The following is a 17,868-nucleotide window of genomic DNA, read 5'->3' as shown; positions in this document are numbered from 1 at the left end:
AAAACGGGAGCAAGGGACCTTTGCTCCCGTTTTCGGGGAGCCGGGCGCGGGCGCAGGAGTCGTGCCCTGAAGGCCACCTTCACGGCGTTATACGCTGTGAAGGTGGCCTTCAGGGGCCTGCCACCCGGGGTCAGCGGAAGGCGGCGGCGTTCGCGACCGCCCAGCCCGCGTAGGTGAGTGCCGGGCGGCCGGTCAGCTCCTCGACGGTGGTCGTGGGGACCTGCGGATGGGCCAGCGCGTCGGCGAAACCGTCGAGCAGCCAGTCCATGACCTCGCCGGGGATTCCCGCCGCGGCCCAGTCCGCCTTCGCCTCGGCCCTGGTCAGCTCCTGGAACCCGACCTCCCTGCCCAGCGCCGTGCCGATCGCCGCTGCCTGCTCGCGCTGACTGATCGCCGACGGCCCGCTCAGCGTGTACTTCGCCCCGCTGTGCCCGTCGGTCAGCAGGACGTGGGCCGCGACGGCGGCGACGTCCCCCAGATCGATCGCGGTCGACCTCGCCTCCCCGTAGGGCGCGCGGACCACGCCCCGCGTGCGCACGGACTCGGCCCAGCCCAGCGTGTTGTTCATGAACGCGCCCGGCCGCACGAACGTCCAGTCGAAGCCCGCCGCCTCGACAGCGTCCTCGACGGCGCGGTACGCCATCCCGCTCGAGCCCTCCTGCGGCTCTTCGTCGGCGTTGCTGCCGGACAGCGCCACCACCCGCCGCACCCCCGCCGCCCGCGCGAGCTCGGTGAACTCGCGCACCGTGTGCGCCAGTGGCGCGAGATAGACCATGTCCACGCCCTCCAGCGCGGCGGGCAGCGTCTCGGGCCTGCCCAGATACCCCTTCGCGACCTCGACACCGTCCGGCAGCGCGGCCTTCGCCGGGTTGACGGTCAGCGCCCGCACCGGCGCGCCCGCCGCCACCAGCTCGTCGACCACCAGCCTGCCGACGCTCGCCGTCGCGCCTGTCACCAGGATCGTCACGTGCTCCACCCCTTTACCGTATGACGTACGACAATGAAGCGAGCGTACCCCATACGGGAATGTAGGATCCAGTCATGACCATGGAGCACAGCGGTGGCGGTGATCCCGACCGGAGCCTCGCGCTGCTCTGGCGCGAACGGGGCCCGGCAGCCGCCGCACCGGCCAGGGGCCGCAAACCGACGCTCACCCTCGACCGCATCGTCACCGCCGCGCTCGCGCTGGCCGACGCCGAGGGCTCGGCCGCGGCCTCGATGCACCGGGTGGCGAAGGAGCTCGGCTCCGGGACGATGACGCTGTACACCTACGTACCGGCCAAGGCAGAGCTGCTCGACCTGATGATCGACGAGGTGCTCACCGAGCGGGCCCTGCCCGCGCCGGGAGACCCTCGCCCGGACGGGTGGCGCGCGCAGGTCCGGCTCTACGCCGAGCGGACGCGGGCGATGTTCCTGCGGCACCCGTGGCTGCGGCAGGTCTCGATGGTCCGGCCCGCGCTCGGCCCGGGGGTGATGGCGGGTCAGGAGTACCTGCTGTCGACCGTGTCCGGGCTCGGGCTGTCCCCGCGCCAGGTCGTCGCGGCGGCGTCCAGCATCGACGCCTACGTGACCGCGAACGCCGCTTCGGCGGCCGCGGGCCAGCAGCTCGAGCAGGCCACCGGCGAGACGACGGACACCTGGTGGGACCAGCGCACGGTGTTCTGGGAGAAGTACTTCGACGTCGAGCGCCACCCCTCGATCGTGCGGGTGTGGACCGACGGGGGCTACGAGGTGAGCACCGCGGAGGCGGCCGCGGAGGCCTACGAGTTCGGGCTCGACCGCCTGCTGGACGGCATCGACGCCCTGATCGGCACAGGCAGGGGCGGGGGCACTGGAAAGGCCTAGGAAACGGTCGGCAGTTCGGGCGCCGAGACGTCGTAGACCTTGCCCTCGCGCGACAGCAGCGCCGCGAGGACCTTCGCCTTGCGGTCGGTCTGCTGCGCGTCGCCCCAGCGGACGGTCTTGCCGGTGGACAGGGTGAACTCGACGCTGCCGGGGGTCTTCGCCGCCGCCGTGGTGACCTGCTTGAGCAGCTGCGGCGGGATCACCCCGAGCACGGCGGTCACCGCGCGGGTCACCGGGTCGTCGGCCGAAACCTTGGGCAGCTTCAGCTCGGGCAGCCCGGCGGGACGGTCCTTCACCGTCTTGAACACGACCCCGCCGCCGTCGACGAGGTGGAACCCGTCGCCGCCGGGGCCGCTGTCGAAGAAGGCGATCGCCGTCCGCTCGGTCACCGTGATGACCAGCGTCGAGGGCCACGAACGGGCGACGTCGACGGTCGCGATACCGGACATCCCGGCCACCCGATCGATGACCTCGCCGGTGTCGACCCGCAGCATCGGCTTCAGCTCGGGCACGGCCGCGACCGCGCGGATCTGGTCGGCGGGCACGCCCTTCGCGCCCTGGACCTCGACCGTCTTGACCCCGAGCATCGAACTGAAGAACAGCAGGTACACCCCGGCGACGAGGGTCAGCAGGCTCAGCAGCGCCACCCAGCGGCGGCGGACCTCCTTGTGGCGCCCCGGCCTGCTGCCGGTGCGGCGGCGGTCGAACTCCGAGCGCCGCCCCCGCCGGTTCCGGGCTTGGGCGGCGCTCGGGCGCCGGGGTGGCTCGGCGGGCCGTCGGCGTTCCCTGGTCGAGCTCATGGCATCAGCCCTGCTCGCCGCGCCGGTCCAGCTCCGCGAGGATCTCCGGGCCCAGCTGGGTCACGTCCCCGGCGCCCATGGTGACCAGCAGGTCGCCCGGCTTGACCAGGTCCGCCGCCAGCCGGGTCGCGACGTCGAACGCGGGCTCGTAGTGCACGGCCACCCCGGTGATCCGCTCGGCGATGAGCGCGCCGGTGACCCCCGGCTCAGGCTCCTCGCGGGCGCCGTAGACGTCCAGCATGATGACCTCGTCGGCCAGCGAAAGCGCCTCGGCGAACTCCTTCGAGAACGTCTTCGTGCGCGAGTACATGTGCGGCTGGAAGACCACGATCACCCGCCCGGACCCCGCCGCCGTGCGCACCGCGAGCAGCTGCGCGGCGACCTCGGTCGGGTGGTGGGCGTAGTCGTCGTAGACCCGGACGTCGCCCGCGCGGCCCTTGAACTCGAACCGGCGCCGGACCCCGCCGAACGCGGCGAGCCCCTCGGCCAGCCCTTCGACCGGGGCGCCCAGCTCGACACCGGCGAGCAACGCGGCGAGCGCGTTCAGCGCCATGTGCTCGCCCGGCACCGCCACGCGAACATCGATTTCCTTGCCGTGCAAGGAGATCCGCACGACTCCGCCGTCCGCGGCCGGGGTGTACGCGAGCACCTTCGCGTCGTCGGTTCCGGTCACGGTGCGGCCGTAGCGCCACACGCGGACGCCGTCGGCCTCCGCGCGCGTGCCCAGCTTGTTCGCGGCTTCGTCGTCGCCGCAGACGACCAGCAGCCCGCCCGGCTCGATCCGCGCCACGAACTCGGCGAAGATCGCGGTGTAGGCCTCGACCGTGCCGTGGTGGTCCAGGTGGTCGGGCTCGACGTTCGTCACGACCGCGACCCAGGGCGAGTAGGCCAGGAACGATCCATCGCTCTCGTCGGCCTCGGCGACGAAAATGCCGCCCTCACCGTGGTGCGCGTTCGCGCCGGACTCGTTGAGGTCACCGCCGATGGCGAACGAGGGGTCCAGCCGGCAGTGCTGCAGGGCGACGGTCAGCATCGAGGTGGTCGACGTCTTCCCGTGCGTCCCCGCGATGCACGCGACGCGGTGGCCCTCCATCAGTCCGGCGAGCGCCTGGGCCCGGTGCAGCACCGGGATCCCGCGCTCGCGGGCCGCGACCAGCTCCGGGTTGGTCTCCTTGATCGCGGTCGAGACGACGAGCGCCGACGGCCCGCCCTCGAACGCGGCGAGGTTGTCCGCGCTCTGCCCGAGCGCGATCTCGGCGCCCTGGGCCCGCAACGAGAGGACCGCGCGGGACTCCTTGGCGTCCGACCCCGAGACCTGGGCGCCGCGAGCGAGCAGGATGCGGGCGATGCCGCTCATCCCGGCCCCGCCCACCCCGACCAGATGCGCGCGCTTCAGCGCGTCGGGAAGTTCGGCGATCTCAGACACCCGCGACCTCCAGAACGATTTTCGCGAGTGCCTCGTCGGCCTCCCGATGCCCCAGCCCGACCGCGGCCGCGCTCATCTTCGCCACGCGCCCGGCGTCGATCACCAGCGGGACGACCAGCTCGGCGATCTTCGCCGCGGTCAGCTCCCCGTCGAGGACCATCAGGGCCGCGCCCGCGTCGACCGCGGGCTGGGCGTTGACGGCCTGCTCGCCGTTGCCGTGCGGCAGCGGCACGAACACCGCGGGCAGCCCGACGGCGGACACCTCGGCGGCGGTCATCGCGCCGGAGCGGCACACCACTACATCGGCGGCCGCGTAGGCCAGGTCCATCCGGTCCAGGTACGGCACCGGCACGTACGCCGGCTTACCCGGGAACTCCTGCACGACCAGCGTGTGCTTCGGCCCATGCGCGTGCAGCACGCCGACACCGGCGTCCGCGAGCTCCTTGGCCGCGCCGGACACCGCGCCGTTGATCGACCCGGCACCCTGGGAACCGCCGAACACCAGCAGCGTCGGGGCGTCCGGGTCGAGCCCGAAGAACTCGCGGGCCTCGGCCCGCAGTGCCGCGCGGTCCAGCGAGGTGATCGACTGCCGCAGCGGGATGCCGACGACCTCGGCGTTCGGGAGCGGCGTCCCGGCCACGGCCACGGCCACACGCTTGGCGAACCGGGCGCCGACCTTGTTCGCCAGGCCCGGCGACTTGTTGGCCTCGTGCACGACGATCGGGGTGCGGCCGCGCGCGGCGAGATACGCCGGCAGCGCGACGTAACCACCGAAGCCGACGACGACGTCCGCGCCCACCCGCTCGAGGACCTCGCGGGTCTTCTTGACCGAGTCACGGACCTTCAGCGGCAGCCGGAGCAGCTCCGGGGTCGGCTTTCGGGGCAGCGGCACGGGTGGGATGAGCTCCAGCCGGTAGCCGCGTTCGGGCACCAGCTTGGTCTCGAGACCCCGTTCCGTGCCCAGCGCGACCACGGTCGCGTCCGGGCGAAGCCGCATCACGGCGTCGGCGAGCGCGAGCGCGGGGTTGATGTGTCCTGCGGTGCCACCACCGGCGATCACAATGGTCGGCGCCTTGCCGACGACGGATCTGTCGGTTCCCTTGACGGGCTTACTCACCTATGACCTCTCCGATTTGCGTTGCCCCGCTTCGGGGCTCCGCGTTGAGCTGTTCCTCGCACGGGCGTTCTCCTGCCCGGCTCTGCCGATCCCCGCTGGGCCGATCCCCGCTGGGCCGTTCCCCGCTGGCGCACCGACCGCCGCCGTTCCTGCGCGGCCGCCGGACGGGCGGCGCGCGGGGCGGGCCTCGCGGCCCTCGGCGCGGCTCCGCGACCGGTGGTGCCCTTGCGCTTGGCTGGCGGGCGGTACGGATCGGGTGCGGGGAGCCGCAGCAGGCGTCCGAATTTACCCGGCCCCTGTGAACGCAGTGCGGCCACCGCCTCCGGTTCGTGCCGGGCGGCGTTGGCGAGGATGCCCATGATGAGCATGGTGATCACCAGCGAGGTGCCGCCGTAGGAGATCAGCGGCAGCGTGACGCCGGTGACGGGCAGCAGGCCGATGACGTAACCGATGTTGATCCCGGCCTGCGCGACCAGGAAGACGGTCAGCGTGCCGGCCACGATCCGGATCCACGGGTCGAGGTTGCGGGTGGCGATGCGCAGCCCCACGATCGCGATCCCGGCGAACAGCCCGAGCACCACAGCGCAGCCGATGAAGCCGAGTTCCTCGCCGATCAGGGCGAAGATGAAGTCGTTCTGCACGTTGGGCAGGTAGCCCCAGTTGGACGCGCCCTGGCCGAGCCCCTTGCCGAACAGCCCGCCGTCGGCGAGCGCGAGCTTCGCCTGATTGGCCTGCAGCCCGTCGCCGAGTTTGTCCGCGTCCGGCGACAGGAACGACAGGACCCGCTTGAGCCGGTAGGGCGCGGTCAGCGCGAGCACCAGCACCCCGGCGAGACCACCCGCGAGGATGACCCCGAACAGCCGCTTCGGCGCGCCCGCGAACCACAGCAGCGCGAGCAGCACGACGGCGAGGGTGACCGTGGCGCCGAGGTCGGGCTGCATCATGACCAGCGCGAACACCAGCAGCGAGATCGGCACGACCGGCACCAGCAGGTGACGCCACTGGTTGATCACGTTGTACTTGATGACCAGGATGTGCGCGCCCCAGAACGCCAGTGCGACCTTCGCGGCCTCCACCGGCTGGAACGAGAGGACGGAGCCGATCTTGAACCAGCCCTGTGACCCGTTGACGTCCGAGCCGAGCGGGGTCAGCACCAGCATCAGCAGACCGATGCAGACGACCATCATCGAGGCCGACAGCTGGCGGATCCGCTCCAGGTTGATCCGCAGGCCGACCCAGAACACCACCGCGCCGATCGCCACGAACACCACGTGCTTGGTGAACAGCGCGTAGATCCCGCTGTTGGTCTTCGGGTCGTAGGACGCCACCGAAGAGGCCGACAGCACCATGACGATGCCGATCACGGTGAGCACGCCGGTCAGCGCGAGTATCAGGTGGAACGAGGCGAGCGGCCGGGACAGCCAGGCCGTCAGCGCCGTGCGGAACGCTACGAAACCGCGTTCACGACGCTCCCGGCGAGGCCGCGGAGAGGGCGTCGCGCCGTCTCGGGACTTCCTGTCCTCAACCGCCGTCACTGGGCTTCTCCCCCGCTGCGTCGTCACGCAGGACACGGACCGCCTCGGCGAACGCGTCCCCGCGCTCGCCGTAGCCCGTGAACATGTCCAGCGACGCCGCGGCGGGGGCGAGCAGCACCACGTCGCCAGGACGCGCCATCGCGCTGGCCGCACTCACCGCCGCAGTCATGGGGTCATCGTCACCCGGACGGACGTGGTTCACCGGGACATCCGGCGCGTGTCGCGCGACAGCGGCGGCGATCACGGGTGAATCGACCCCGAGTAGCACAACTCCGCGGAGCCTGCCAGCGATCGAGGCGACGAGTTCGTCCACCGAAGCGCCCTTGAGCTGGCCCCCGGCGATCCAGACGACGTCGAGGTGCGACCGGAGCGACCCGGCTGCGGCGTGCGGATTGGTCGCCTTCGAGTCGTTGATGTAGCGGACGCCGCCGACCTCGCCGACCTCGGCCGCGCGGTGCGGAGCGGGCTGGTACTGCTGGAGTCCCTTCGCCACGGCGTCGGCTTCGACGCCCTGCGCGCGGGCCAGCGCGGCCGCGGCGTAGGCGTTGGCGACGTTGTGCGGCCCGGCGGGACGGACGTCGGCGAGCGTGGCGAGTTCCTCGGCGCTGGCGGCCGGGTCCGCCACGAAAGCGCGGTCGATCAGCAGGTCCTCGACCAGCCCGAGCTCCCCGGCACGCGGGGTGTCCAGGCCGAAGGCGACCCGCCGCGCGTCCGCCGGGGCGTGCTCGTCGGCGAGGCGGCCGGACCACTCGTCGGCCAGGTTGTGCACGACGGTGTGCGAACGGGCGTGGACCTTCCCCTTAGCGGCGGCGTACTCGTCCATCGAGCCGTGCCAGTCGATGTGGTCCTCGGCCAGGTTCAGCACCACCGACGCCCGCGGGGCCAGCGTCGAGGACCAGTGCAGCTGGAAGCTGGACAGTTCGACGGCGAGGACGTCGTAGCCCGCCTGGATAGCGTCGAGCACGGCGTACCCGATGTTCCCGCAGGCCACGGCGTTGAGGCCGCCCGCACGCAGGATCGATTCCAGCATGCCGACGGTGGTGGTCTTGCCGTTGGTGCCGGTGACGGCCAGCCAGACGGGCGGGTTCTCCCGCAGCTGCCCGACGCGCCAGGCCAGCTCGACGTCACCGATGACCTCGATGCCCGCCGCCGCGGCGGCCACGTGCAGCGGCGCCGTGGGGCGCCAGCCGGGCGTGGTCACGACGAGCTGGGTGCCCTCGGGCGGCTCGGTCAGGCCCGGCACCAGTTCGGCGCCGAGCCCCTCGAGCTCCGTGAGCCGGTCGGGCTTGGCATCGGTGACGGTGACCAGCGCGCCCAGTCCGACCAGGACGGGTACCACGGACTTGCCGGTGACCCCGGCTCCGGCTACCAGGACCCGCGTTCCGGCAAGGTTCACGGTTTTATCCTCCGACGCCGAGTTGTTCGCTGTAGAACAGGCCGAGACCGAACATGCAGCAGATGGCCGAGAGCAACCAGAACCGGATGATCACCGTGGTTTCGGCCCACCCGGCGAGTTCGAAGTGGTGATGGAAGGGGGCCATCCGGAAGAGCCTTCGCCGGGTGGTCCGGAAGACCGCGATCTGCGCGACCACCGAGATCATCTCGACCATGAACAGGCCGCCGATGACGATGGCGAGCAGCTCGGTGCGGGTGGTCATCGACAGCCCGGCGACCAGGCCGCCCAGCGCCAGCGAGCCGGTGTCGCCCATGAAGATCTTCGCGGGCGCGGCGTTCCACCACAGGAAGCCGACGCAGGCGCCGGTCGCCGCCGCGGCGACCACGGCCAGGTCCAGCGGGTCGCGGACGTCGTAACAGGCGGCCTGCGGGTTCACCCCGCACGACAACCGCTCCTGCCAGAACGCGATGACCACGTAGGTGGCGAGCACCATCGCGGCCGCGCCGCCGGCCAGGCCGTCGAGCCCGTCGGTGAAGTTCACCGCGTTCGACCAGCCGGAGATCACGATGTAGCAGAAGATCACGAAGACGATCAGCGGGAACGAGATCAGGGTGAGGTCGCGAACGTAGGAAAGGCTCTCCGACGCCGGGGTCAGCCCGCGCGCGTCGGGGAACTGCAGCGCGAGGAAGGCGAACACGATCGTCACCACGAGCTGGCCGACCAGCTTCGCCGTCTTGTTCAGGCCGAGGTTGCGCTGCTTGCGGATCTTGATGAAGTCGTCGAGGAAGCCGACGACGCCGAGTGCCACGGCCAGGAAGAGCACCAGCAGGCCGGACACCGAGGGCCCGCCGCCGGTGGAGCTGCCCATCCAGCTGATCAGATGCGCCACGAAATAGCCGGCGACCATCGCGGTGATGATCGCGACGCCGCCCATCGTCGGCGTACCGCGCTTGGACTTGTGGCCGGCCGGCCCTTCCTCCCGGATCTCCTGGCCGAAGCCCTGCCGGGAGAACACCCGGATCAGATAGGGGGTCAGGAGAATGGAGACCAGCAGGCCCGCCCCGGCCGCGATCAGGATGCTGATCACGCGTCACCACCGTTCGAGCGTTCTTGGGAAAGGGAGTTTTCAGCAGGTACTTCAGCAGGTACTTCAGTGGGTGGAGCAGGTTCGAGCAGCGCCTCGGCGACCTGCCAGAGCGCGGCGGCCTTGGAGGCCTTCACCAGCACGACGTCGTCCGGGCGGAGCTGATCATGCAGCAGGGCGACAGCGGCCGCGATGTCGGGTACCAGCACCGACTCCTCGCCCCAGGAGCCTTCCTGGTTGGCCGCGTGGTGCATCGCCGCGGCCTCCTGCCCGATGACCACGAGCTTCGAGACGTTGAGCCGCACGACCAGCCTGCCGATGCCGTCGTGCGCGGACACTGAGTCTTCGCCGAGCTCACCCATGACGCCGAGCACGGCCCACGAGCGACGCTCCTTGCTCATCGACGCGAGCGCCTTGAGCGCGGCCCGCATCGACTCGGGGTTGGCATTGAACGAATCGTTGAGGACGGTCACCCCGTCGGGACGGGTGGTGACGTCCATCCGTCGCTCGGAGCGCCGCCGCAGGCCGGAAAGCCGCTCGGCGATCTCCTGCGGGGTCGAGCCGAGTTCGAGGGCGACAGCGGCCGCGGAGAGCGCGTTGCCGACGTGGTGCTCGCCGTGCAGCGGCAGCGTGACGTCCGCTTCCCCGGCGGGCGTGACCAGCCGGAACGACGCCCTTGCCTCGTCGTCGAGGGTGATGCCGATGGCCCTGACCTGCGCGGACGCGCCCTCACCGACGCCGACGACCCGGGCGGTGGTGCGGCTCGCCATGGCCGCTACCAGCGGATCGTCGAGGTTGAGTACGGCGACCCCGCCGTCCGCGGCGCTCGGCAGCGCCTCGACGAGCTCGCCCTTGGTCTTAGCGATGCCGTCGCGGGAGCCGAACTCCCCGACGTGCGCCGTCCCGACGTTGAGCACCACGCCGATCCGCGGCGGGGCGATGGCGGCCAGCTCGGCGATGTGGCCCGGCCCGCGTGCGGACAGCTCCAGCACCAGGTGCCGGGTGTGTTCGTCGGCCCTCAGCGCGGTCCACGGGTGACCGAGCTCGTTGTTGAACGACCCCGGCGGGGCCACGGTCGTGCCCAGCGGCTCCAGCAGCTGCGCGATGACGTCCTTGGTGGAGGTCTTCCCGGACGAGCCGGTGACCCCGACGACGGTCAGGTTGCCCTCGGACAGCCGCCGCACGACGTACCGGGCGAGCTTGCCCAGCGCCGCCAGCACGGCCGCGCCGGAACCGTCCTTGTCACCGGTCAGCGCGAAGGCCCTCGCGTGGCCCTGCCCCTGGTCCAGCGAGGGCACGATGATCGCGGCGGCGTCGACCTCGCGAGCCGCGAGGACGCCCACCGCACCGGCCTCGACGGCCTTGGCCGCGAAGCCATGGCCGTCGACCCGCACCCCGGGCAGTGCGACGAACAGGCTCCCCGGCGTGAGCACGCGGGTGTCGAACTCGACGCTCGCGGTGACCTCGGCGGCACCATCGGTCCGGTGCAGGCGGCCGCCGACGACGTCGGCGATCTCGGCCAAGCTGAGCACGATCACACAGTCACCTCAAAGTCCGTCTGAGTACATCCGTCCGCTTTCCCGTCGACCGGGCTCACCATCCGCACAGCCGACACCTCGGCCACGAAAGAAGCCCGGCCACCACGAAAGCGGGGCCTACGGCCGATGCCAGTCATCGCACGTTCACATTCGGGCTCGGCTCCACCGTCACCTCAAGTCGGTTTCTTATTGCGGCCCCGAGCTCGTCACGGTCGGAAAACGGGTGCACCACGCCATGGATTTCCTGGCCGGTCTCGTGCCCCTTGCCCGCGATGAAGACGATGTCGCCCGGCTCGGCGAGTGCGACGGCCCGGGTGATGGCCTCGCGGCGGTCCCCGAGCTCGATCAGCTCGCCACCCTGGGAAGGCCCGACACCCCGGGCGCCGGCCAGCATCGCGGCGCGGATCGCGGCTGGCTCCTCGGAACGCGGGTTGTCGTCGGTCACGATGAGCACGTCGCTGCGGCGCACCGCGGCCTCGCCCATCATCGGGCGCTTGGCGGTGTCGCGGTCGCCGCCGCAGCCGAGCACGGTGATGATCCGGCCGTCGGTGCGGGCACGCAACGCGTCGAGGCCCTGTGCGACGGCCGCGGGCTTGTGCGCGTAGTCGACGACGGCGGTGAACGCCTGGCCGAGGTGGACGCGTTCCATCCGGCCGGGGACCTGTACCCGCGCGAGCCCGGTGACGATGTCGGCGAGCTCCACGCCGGTGGTGTCGAGGATCGCGGCGGCGAGCAGGGCGTTGGCGACGTTGAAGGCGCCGGGCAGCGGGATCCTGGCCTCGGCGGTGCGGCCGCGGGGGCCGTGCAGGACGAACGACTGCTCACCCGCGGGCAGCGCCAGCAGGTCGGTGGCCCACCAGTCCGCGTCGTTGCCCTCGGTGGACACGCGCACGGTCTGCGGGGTGAGCAGCGCCTGGCCCCACGCGCTGTCGACGACGACCACCTCGGTGGTGGACCGGCCGTCGAACAGCAGGGACTTCGCCGCGAAGTACTCCTGCATGTCGTGGTGGAAGTCCAGGTGGTCCTGGGAGAGATTGGTGAACGCGCCGACCGCGAACCGGGTGCCGTTGGCCCGGCCCAGCGCGAGCGCGTGGCTGGAGACCTCCATCGGCACGTGGGTGACGCCCTGTTCGACCATCACCGCGAGCAGCGCCTGCAGGTCGGGCGCCTCGGGCGTGGTGAAGCCGCTGGCGAGGCGCTCCCCGGCGATGCGGGTCTCGACCGTGCCGATCATCCCGGTGGTCAGCCCGGCGGCGTGCAGCCCCGCGTCGACCAGGTAGGAGGTGGTGGTCTTGCCCGAGGTGCCGGTGATGCCCAGCACGGCCAGGTCGAGCGACGGCTCGCCGTAGACCCAGGCGGCGATGGAACCGAGCACGCCCCGCGGGTCCGGGTGCACCAGGACGGGCACGCCGGCGTCACGCAGCGCGGGCCGCTCGGCCCCGGCCTCGTCGGTGAGCACGGCCACCGCGCCGGCGGCGACAGCCTGCTCGCTGAAGTCCGCGCCGTGCGCCCGGGCGCCGGGCAGGGCGGCGAAGAGGTCGCCGGGCAGGACGTGCTGCGCGCGCAGGGTGGTCCCGGTGATCGCGGGCTCGGCGCCGTCGTCGGTGGCGATGAGCCGCGCGTCGGCGCGCGCGAGCAGGGTCGCCAGCGGAACGGGTTCGATCCGGGCCGGGCGCGGAGGCGCGGCGACGGCCTTCACAGGCCCGTCGCTCGAAGGCCCGTTGCGGGGATCAGAGGTTGGCACCGACACAGCAAGGAAGGCTACTGGGGTGGCATTCGGGTGACCCAACGCGGTACGGGGTGTGCGGAAGGTGATCTCGGTCATGGTATTGGGGAATCCCCGGATCGGTTGCGGCACAAGGACTTGGCGCGTCCGGCGGAAAGCAAAGGGACCCTCGTGGACACTTGCTGTCCCCGGGGGTCCCTTGGCCTGTCCGGCGGTTCAGCCGACGACGAGCGGCACGATCGGCGCGGGCCCGTCCGACAGCGGGATCTGGAAACGCTGCGTCAGGTACGACGCGAGACTGTGGAACAGCGGCCCGGCGGAATGCCCGGCGGGCAGCGTCGTGTCCGGCGCGTCCAGCCGGATCGCGACGACGAACCGGGGGTTGTCCGCGGGCAGGCTCCCGGCGAAGGTGATGTTGTAGAGGTGGTCGGAATACGCCTTCGTCCTCGGGTCCACCTGCTGCCCGGTGCCGGTCTTGCCGGAGATCTGGTAGCCGTCGAGCGCGGCGGTCGTCGCGGTGCCCTTGTTGAGGCCCTTGCCGTTCTGCGCGACCGCGCGCATCATGTCGAGCACCGTCTTGGCCGTCTGCGGGCTGACCACCTGGACGGACTTCGGCGCGGGTTCGGGCACCACCGTGCCGTCCGGGTTCACCTTGGCCTTGACCACCCTGGGCTCGACGCGCAGGCCGCCGTTGGCGATCGTCTGGTACATCCCGGCCATCTGCACGACCGTCATCGACAGGCCCTGGCCGATCGGCAGGTTGCCGAACGTCGTCGCGTACCACTGGTTGCGCGGCGGCACGAACCCCGCGCTCTCGCCGGGCAGGCCGATACCGGTGCGCTGGCCGAGGCCGAACTTCTTGAGCAGGTCGGCGTAGTGGTCCTCGCCGATCTTCTGCGCCAGCAGCAGCGTCCCGATGTTGGAGGATTTCGCGAAGATGCCGGTGGTGGTGAAATCCTGCGTGCCGTGGACCCAGGCGTCGTGCACGACCTTGTCCGCGACCTTCAGCTCCCCTGGCACCGAAACCGTCGACTCCGGGGTCGCGACGCCTTCGTCGATCGCACCGGTCGCGGTGATGATCTTGTTCACCGAGCCGGGCTCGTACGGGGTCGTCACCGCCCGGTTGTTGAGCAGTTCGGGATCCTTGTACGTGGCGGGGTCGTTGGGGTTGAACGTCTTGTCGTTGGCCAGCGCGTAGACCTCGCCGGTCTTCGCGTCCATGATGACCGCCTGCGCGCCCTTGGCGTTGGTGGCCCTCGCGTAGTCGGCCAGCTGCCGCTGCAGTTCGTACTGCAGGTCGGAGTCGATGGTGAGCTGCAGGTCCGAACCGGGGGTCGCGGGCGCCAGTTCGTGCTCACTGCCCGGGATGATGACGTTGTCGTTCCCGTTCTGCGTGTTGACCATGCGCTTGCCGGGGGTACCGGCGAGGTCGTTGTCCCTGGACAGCTCGAGCCCGACGAGGCCGTGCAGGTTGTGCTTCGAGGTGTCCTTGTCTTCCGTCCGCCAGTTGGCAAGGCCGACGATGTTCGCCCCGACCGAATCGCCGGGGTACTCGCGCAGCGCGCGCTTCTCCACCTCGATCCAGGGGAACTGCTTGACGATGTCGTTGGCCACCGAGGGCTCGACGTTGTCCTGCAGGTAGGTGAACTTCGCCTGCTTGTGGAACAGGTCGAGCAGCTCCTGCTCGGTTTTCATCCCGGCCAGTTTGCCCGCCATGTACTTCGCGGCCTTCGCCACGGTGGCGTCGAAGTCGACGCCCTGCCTCGTGGGGTTCTTCGCCGCGAAAGCGTCCTGGGTGCGGTGCACCAGCGCCAGGTTCACCGACAGCGTCCGCACCTCCACGCTGAACGCCAGCTTGGCGCCGTTGCGGTCCACAATGGACCCGCGCTGGGCCGGGATGTCGATGGTGAGGGTGCGCTGGCGGACCGCGGCGGCGGACAGGTCGGCGGCCTCGAAGCCCTGCACCCGGATCAGCTGGGCGCCGGCGATCACCATGATCACCACGAGTCCGACCCGCACCGCGGCGAACCTGCTGCGCTGGCCGCCGTTGGCGCGCTTGGCCGCGGCCCGGCGCGTGCCGGCGGAGTACGTGCGGCGGGCGCTGCCGGTGGACCGGCCCCGTGACTGGGCCGGCCTGCCCGGCGACGACGGCGACATCTATTGCCCTCCCTGGGCCTCGGCGGGCACTGCGGGCTGGTCGCCCTCGATCGGCGCGCCCTGCTGGGTTCCGGCGGCCGCGGGGACCTCGGGTGGCGCCTGCGCCGCGGGTACGTCGCCCTGTGCCTTCTTCGGGTCTCCGACGAGCGTGGTGGAACCGTCGGGACCGACCACGATGCGCGCGGGGTCACCGCCGGGGACCATGCCCTGCTGCCGAGCCAGTTCGGCCAGTGAAGAGGCCGACGCGTTCTTGGTGACCTCGCGCTGCAGCTTCTCCTTGGCCTCGGCCAGGCTCGCGTTGTGCGTGCGCAGCTGCTCGAGCCGGTAGGAGTCCGCGATCGCCTGGGTGGACAGCCACAGCGTGGTCGCCACCCCGGCGGCGAGCAGGCCCATCATCATCAGCACGAACGAGGCGCGTGACTTCGGCCAGCTCAGCTTGAACTTCCGCGGCGCGGCCTTCTCCAGCGCGTCGGGCCGCTCCAGCTGCTCACGCTGCAGGAGATCGGCGCGCTGGGCGCGGCGGGCGTACGCGCGTTCGGCCGCGGACGTGCGGCCGCGGGAACCACGACGCGACGGCGTCGCGTCTGGTTCGGTGACGTCTGGCGCCTGCTCGACCGTTTCGGTCGCACTGGCACGCGGGCGGGTCGCCGGTGCGCTCCGGCGGCCACGGGACTTCGCGGGAGCGGTCATCGTGCTGCCTCTCCGATTCGTTCGGCGGCCCGGAGCCGCACCGACGCCGCGCGCGGGTTGTGCTCCGTTTCCGCCTCGTCGGCCTTCTCGGCCCCTCTTGTCAGCATCTTCAGTTCGGGTCCGTGCCCCGGCAGTTCCACCGGAAGACCTTCCGGGGTCCGGGATTTCGCCCCGGCGGCCAGCGCTTGCTTGACCAGCCTGTCCTCAAGGGACTGATACGCCTCGACGACGATCCGGCCGCCCATGCCCAGCACCGACAGCGCCGCGGGCATCGCGCGCCGCAGCACCTCGAGCTCGCCGTTGACCTCGATCCGCAGCGCCTGGAACGTGCGCTTCGCGGGGTGTCCCCCGGTCCGCCTGCTGGCCGCGGGAACGGCGTCGTAGAGCAGCTCGACGAGCCTGCCGCTGAAGGTGAACGGCTCCTTTTCACGCTCCTTGACCACGGACCGGACGATCCGCTGGGCGAACCGCTCCTCGCCGTAGTCGCGCAGGATCCGGATCAGCTCGCCGGGCGCGTAGGTGTTGAGCACTTCCGCGGCGGTGAACCCGGTGGTCGGGTCCATCCGCATGTCCAGCGGGGAGTCCTTGGAGTAGGCGAAACCGCGCTCGGCGCGGTCCAGCTGCATCGAGGAGACCCCGAGGTCGAACAGGATCCCGTCCACCTTGGACAGTCCGAGCTCTTCGAGTGCCTCTGGCATCTCGTCGTAGACCGCGTGCACCAGCTCGACCCGGTCACCGTGGCGGGCCAGGCGTTCCCCGGAGCGTTCCAGCGCGGCGGGGTCGCGGTCCAGCGCGACGAGACGGAGGTCCGGGAAAGCGGTGAGCAGTGCGTCGGAGTGGCCGCCGAGGCCGACGGTCGCGTCGACCAGTACGGCGCCGCGACCGGCGAAGGCGGGCGTGAACAGTTCGACGATCCTGTCCAGCAGCACCGGTACGTGCTCGTGCTCGTTCGCCATGGCCCTCCCCCTTCCTGCTGTGGATCAGCCCGGGGAAGATGCGGCGGATGCCGTCAGGTCCCTGTCCGCCCGCTACTGACCTGGTACCGGGGAAGGTGCACCAGGGCCAAAGAGCGGACAGAGGCCTCACGGCATCCGCTGGGGCGGTTCCTTTCCCGCGGCGACCGGCGAACCCCCACCCCCCGACGGCGTGGGTGCGATCCGGCGAACCGCGTGTCTAGAACACGCCCGGCAAAACTTCCTCTCGAGCCTTCGCGTAGCTGTCCTCGTGTTGGTCCAGGTAGCCCTGCCACGCTTGGGCGTCCCAGATCTCCAGCCTGGTGATCGCCCCGATCACCACGCACTCCTTGTTGAGTCCGGCATAACGCCGGAGCTCGGACGCGATGGGGATGCGCCCCTGCCCGTCAGGGCGTTGTTCGTCCGTCCCGGCGAAGAGATAGCGCTGGTAGGCCCGAACCGCCTCGTTGGTGAACGGGGCGTCGGCCACCTTGCGCGCCATCGTCTCGAACTCGGCGCGGGGGAAGACGTAGAGGCAGTGGTCCTGCCCCTTGGTGATCATCAGCCCGCCCGCGAGCTCGTCGCGGAACTTCGCGGGCAGCGTGAGCCGCCCCTTGTCGTCCAGTTTCGGGGTGTGGGTGCCGAGGAACATCGGCTTCCACCTCCCTACCGAAACCGGTGGAAACCACTGGGATCGGTTACGGGGCTTCCCTTCCGCCCCACTGCGCACCACCGTACCCCACTTTTCACCACAGTCAACGCGTCAAACACCGTCCTCACTCCGTAGTGTCAGGCGTTTACGCAGGTCAGCCGAGTGGGCCCAGGTGGGGGGCGGGTGGGGGCAGGTGGGGAAGATCCCCCGCGGTGGGGGTCGAAGCAACCGAAAGGAGGGTTCAAACGTCCGGTTTCCGGCCGCGCGAGCACTATCCAGGGCCCGTGGGGGCCGAAGTGGGGGAATCCGTGGGGCGCGGTGGGGGGCGGTACGTCCAGTGCGTACCGCAAGTCTCTGAAGGCCACCTTGAGGGACTCTAGGTCCCTCAAGGTGGCCTTCAGAGACCGCTGAGTCGGGCTCAGCGGCGTTGCGTTTGCCTCGGCGGTCGACGCCGCGCCAGTCCTTGGCGGTCTCTTTGTCCTTGGGCGGCGGCAGGCGGCGGTTCACCCAGAAACCGGCCAAGCCGAACAGCACGAAGGCGATCACCGCGGCGGCGGCGGTGAGGAAGACGTAGAAGCCCTTGCCGTGTGTCCACACGGGGTGGTCGACAGGGGCGACGACGTGCCGCTCGCTGTAGCGATAGCTGAACCGGTACTCGCCCACCGGCACGGTCCCGGACAGCGCCGGGACCGAGTAGACCACCTCCTGGGTGACCGCCTTCTCGCGCGGCCCCGAGGTGTCCCACCGGCCAGCGCGGTCAGTCCCCCGCCCGGATCACCCTCACGGTGACCAGCCTGTCCCGGCTGCTCAGCGTGACGATGTTGTTCGCCAGCTCGGTCTTGGCCTCCTCGGCCTTGGCGAGCAGCTCGGCGCCGCGCCGCTCCTGCTCGCGCATCCATTCCTGCGGATCCCGCACCTGGCCGCCGAACGGCACACTCATCGCACCCCC

15 protein-coding genes are annotated in these 17,868 nt (G+C 71.0%); 1 reads left to right on the top strand and 14 read right to left on the bottom strand.

The genetic code is table 11. The features are described from left to right. Positions 1–130: 130 nt before the first annotated feature. Positions 131–967, bottom strand: a complete 837-nt coding sequence (locus tag QMK34_RS20560) for an NAD(P)H-binding protein (protein WP_326415796.1) — start codon at positions 965–967, stop codon at positions 131–133. 74 nt (positions 968–1,041) lie between these two features. On the opposite strand from QMK34_RS20560, the gene QMK34_RS20555 reads away from it, so the two are divergent. Next, on the top strand, positions 1,042–1,845 hold the full coding sequence (locus QMK34_RS20555) for a TetR/AcrR family transcriptional regulator (protein ID WP_326415760.1): 804 nt from the start codon (positions 1,042–1,044) through the stop codon (positions 1,843–1,845). On the opposite strand, the gene QMK34_RS20550 is transcribed toward QMK34_RS20555, so the two are convergent. The 13 genes from QMK34_RS20550 to QMK34_RS20490 form a co-directional block, all read right to left on the bottom strand. Then, positions 1,842–2,645: a cell division protein FtsQ/DivIB gene (locus QMK34_RS20550; RefSeq protein ID WP_326415759.1), complete on the bottom strand. Its 804-nt coding sequence runs from the start codon at positions 2,643–2,645 to the stop codon at positions 1,842–1,844. The genes QMK34_RS20555 and QMK34_RS20550 overlap by 4 nt on opposite strands. A 4-nt stretch (positions 2,646–2,649) precedes the next feature. Next, positions 2,650–4,062 (bottom strand): UDP-N-acetylmuramate--L-alanine ligase, encoded by a 1,413-nt coding sequence (gene murC / locus QMK34_RS20545; RefSeq protein WP_326415795.1) that lies wholly within the window; start codon positions 4,060–4,062, stop codon positions 2,650–2,652. Between the two features lies 1 nt (position 4,063). Continuing rightward, the gene (gene murG, locus QMK34_RS20540) at positions 4,064–5,188 is read right to left on the bottom strand and encodes an undecaprenyldiphospho-muramoylpentapeptide beta-N-acetylglucosaminyltransferase (RefSeq protein ID WP_326415758.1); all 1,125 of its coding nucleotides are present in this window, start codon (positions 5,186–5,188) and stop codon (positions 4,064–4,066) included. Continuing rightward, on the bottom strand, positions 5,185–6,723 hold the full coding sequence (ftsW, locus tag QMK34_RS20535) for a putative lipid II flippase FtsW (RefSeq protein ID WP_326415756.1): 1,539 nt from the start codon (positions 6,721–6,723) through the stop codon (positions 5,185–5,187). Before ftsW ends, murG begins: the two co-directional genes overlap by 4 nt. Further along, positions 6,710–8,119: a UDP-N-acetylmuramoyl-L-alanine--D-glutamate ligase gene (gene murD / locus QMK34_RS20530; RefSeq protein ID WP_326415755.1), complete on the bottom strand. Its 1,410-nt coding sequence runs from the start codon at positions 8,117–8,119 to the stop codon at positions 6,710–6,712. The genes ftsW and murD overlap by 14 nt, the downstream gene beginning before the upstream one ends. 4 nt (positions 8,120–8,123) lie before the next feature. Beyond that, positions 8,124–9,206 (bottom strand): phospho-N-acetylmuramoyl-pentapeptide-transferase, encoded by a 1,083-nt coding sequence (mraY, locus tag QMK34_RS20525; protein WP_326415754.1) that lies wholly within the window; start codon positions 9,204–9,206, stop codon positions 8,124–8,126. Further along, entirely contained in the window at positions 9,203–10,741 is a 1,539-nt protein-coding gene (locus tag QMK34_RS20520; RefSeq protein ID WP_326415753.1) for a UDP-N-acetylmuramoyl-tripeptide--D-alanyl-D-alanine ligase, read from the bottom strand. Before QMK34_RS20520 ends, mraY begins: the two co-directional genes overlap by 4 nt. Positions 10,742–10,874: 133 nt before the next feature. Beyond that, positions 10,875–12,440 (bottom strand): UDP-N-acetylmuramoyl-L-alanyl-D-glutamate--2,6-diaminopimelate ligase, encoded by a 1,566-nt coding sequence (locus QMK34_RS20515; RefSeq protein WP_326415752.1) that lies wholly within the window; start codon positions 12,438–12,440, stop codon positions 10,875–10,877. 243 nt (positions 12,441–12,683) lie between these two features. Beyond that, complete coding sequence (locus QMK34_RS20510; RefSeq protein ID WP_326415751.1) at positions 12,684–14,624, bottom strand: peptidoglycan D,D-transpeptidase FtsI family protein; 1,941 nt, start codon at positions 14,622–14,624, stop codon at positions 12,684–12,686. Further along, positions 14,625–15,314 (bottom strand): hypothetical protein, encoded by a 690-nt coding sequence (locus QMK34_RS20505; RefSeq protein WP_326415750.1) that lies wholly within the window; start codon positions 15,312–15,314, stop codon positions 14,625–14,627. Beyond that, the gene (gene rsmH / locus QMK34_RS20500) at positions 15,311–16,270 is read right to left on the bottom strand and encodes a 16S rRNA (cytosine(1402)-N(4))-methyltransferase RsmH (protein ID WP_326415749.1); all 960 of its coding nucleotides are present in this window, start codon (positions 16,268–16,270) and stop codon (positions 15,311–15,313) included. Before rsmH ends, QMK34_RS20505 begins: the two co-directional genes overlap by 4 nt. Positions 16,271–16,487: 217 nt before the next feature. Then, positions 16,488–16,919 (bottom strand): division/cell wall cluster transcriptional repressor MraZ, encoded by a 432-nt coding sequence (gene mraZ, locus QMK34_RS20495; RefSeq protein ID WP_326415748.1) that lies wholly within the window; start codon positions 16,917–16,919, stop codon positions 16,488–16,490. Between the two features lie 757 nt (positions 16,920–17,676). Beyond that, positions 17,677–17,859, bottom strand: coding sequence for a hypothetical protein (locus QMK34_RS20490; protein ID WP_326415747.1), 183 nt, complete (start codon positions 17,857–17,859; stop codon positions 17,677–17,679). Between the last annotated feature and the right edge of the window lie 9 nt (positions 17,860–17,868).

It is taken from the genome of Amycolatopsis sp. H20-H5 (genome assembly GCF_035828755.1).
Taxonomy (GTDB): domain Bacteria; phylum Actinomycetota; class Actinomycetes; order Mycobacteriales; family Pseudonocardiaceae; genus Amycolatopsis.
The sequence above is the reverse complement of the archived record's forward strand: the minus strand, read 5'-3'. Positions and strand labels throughout refer to the sequence as shown.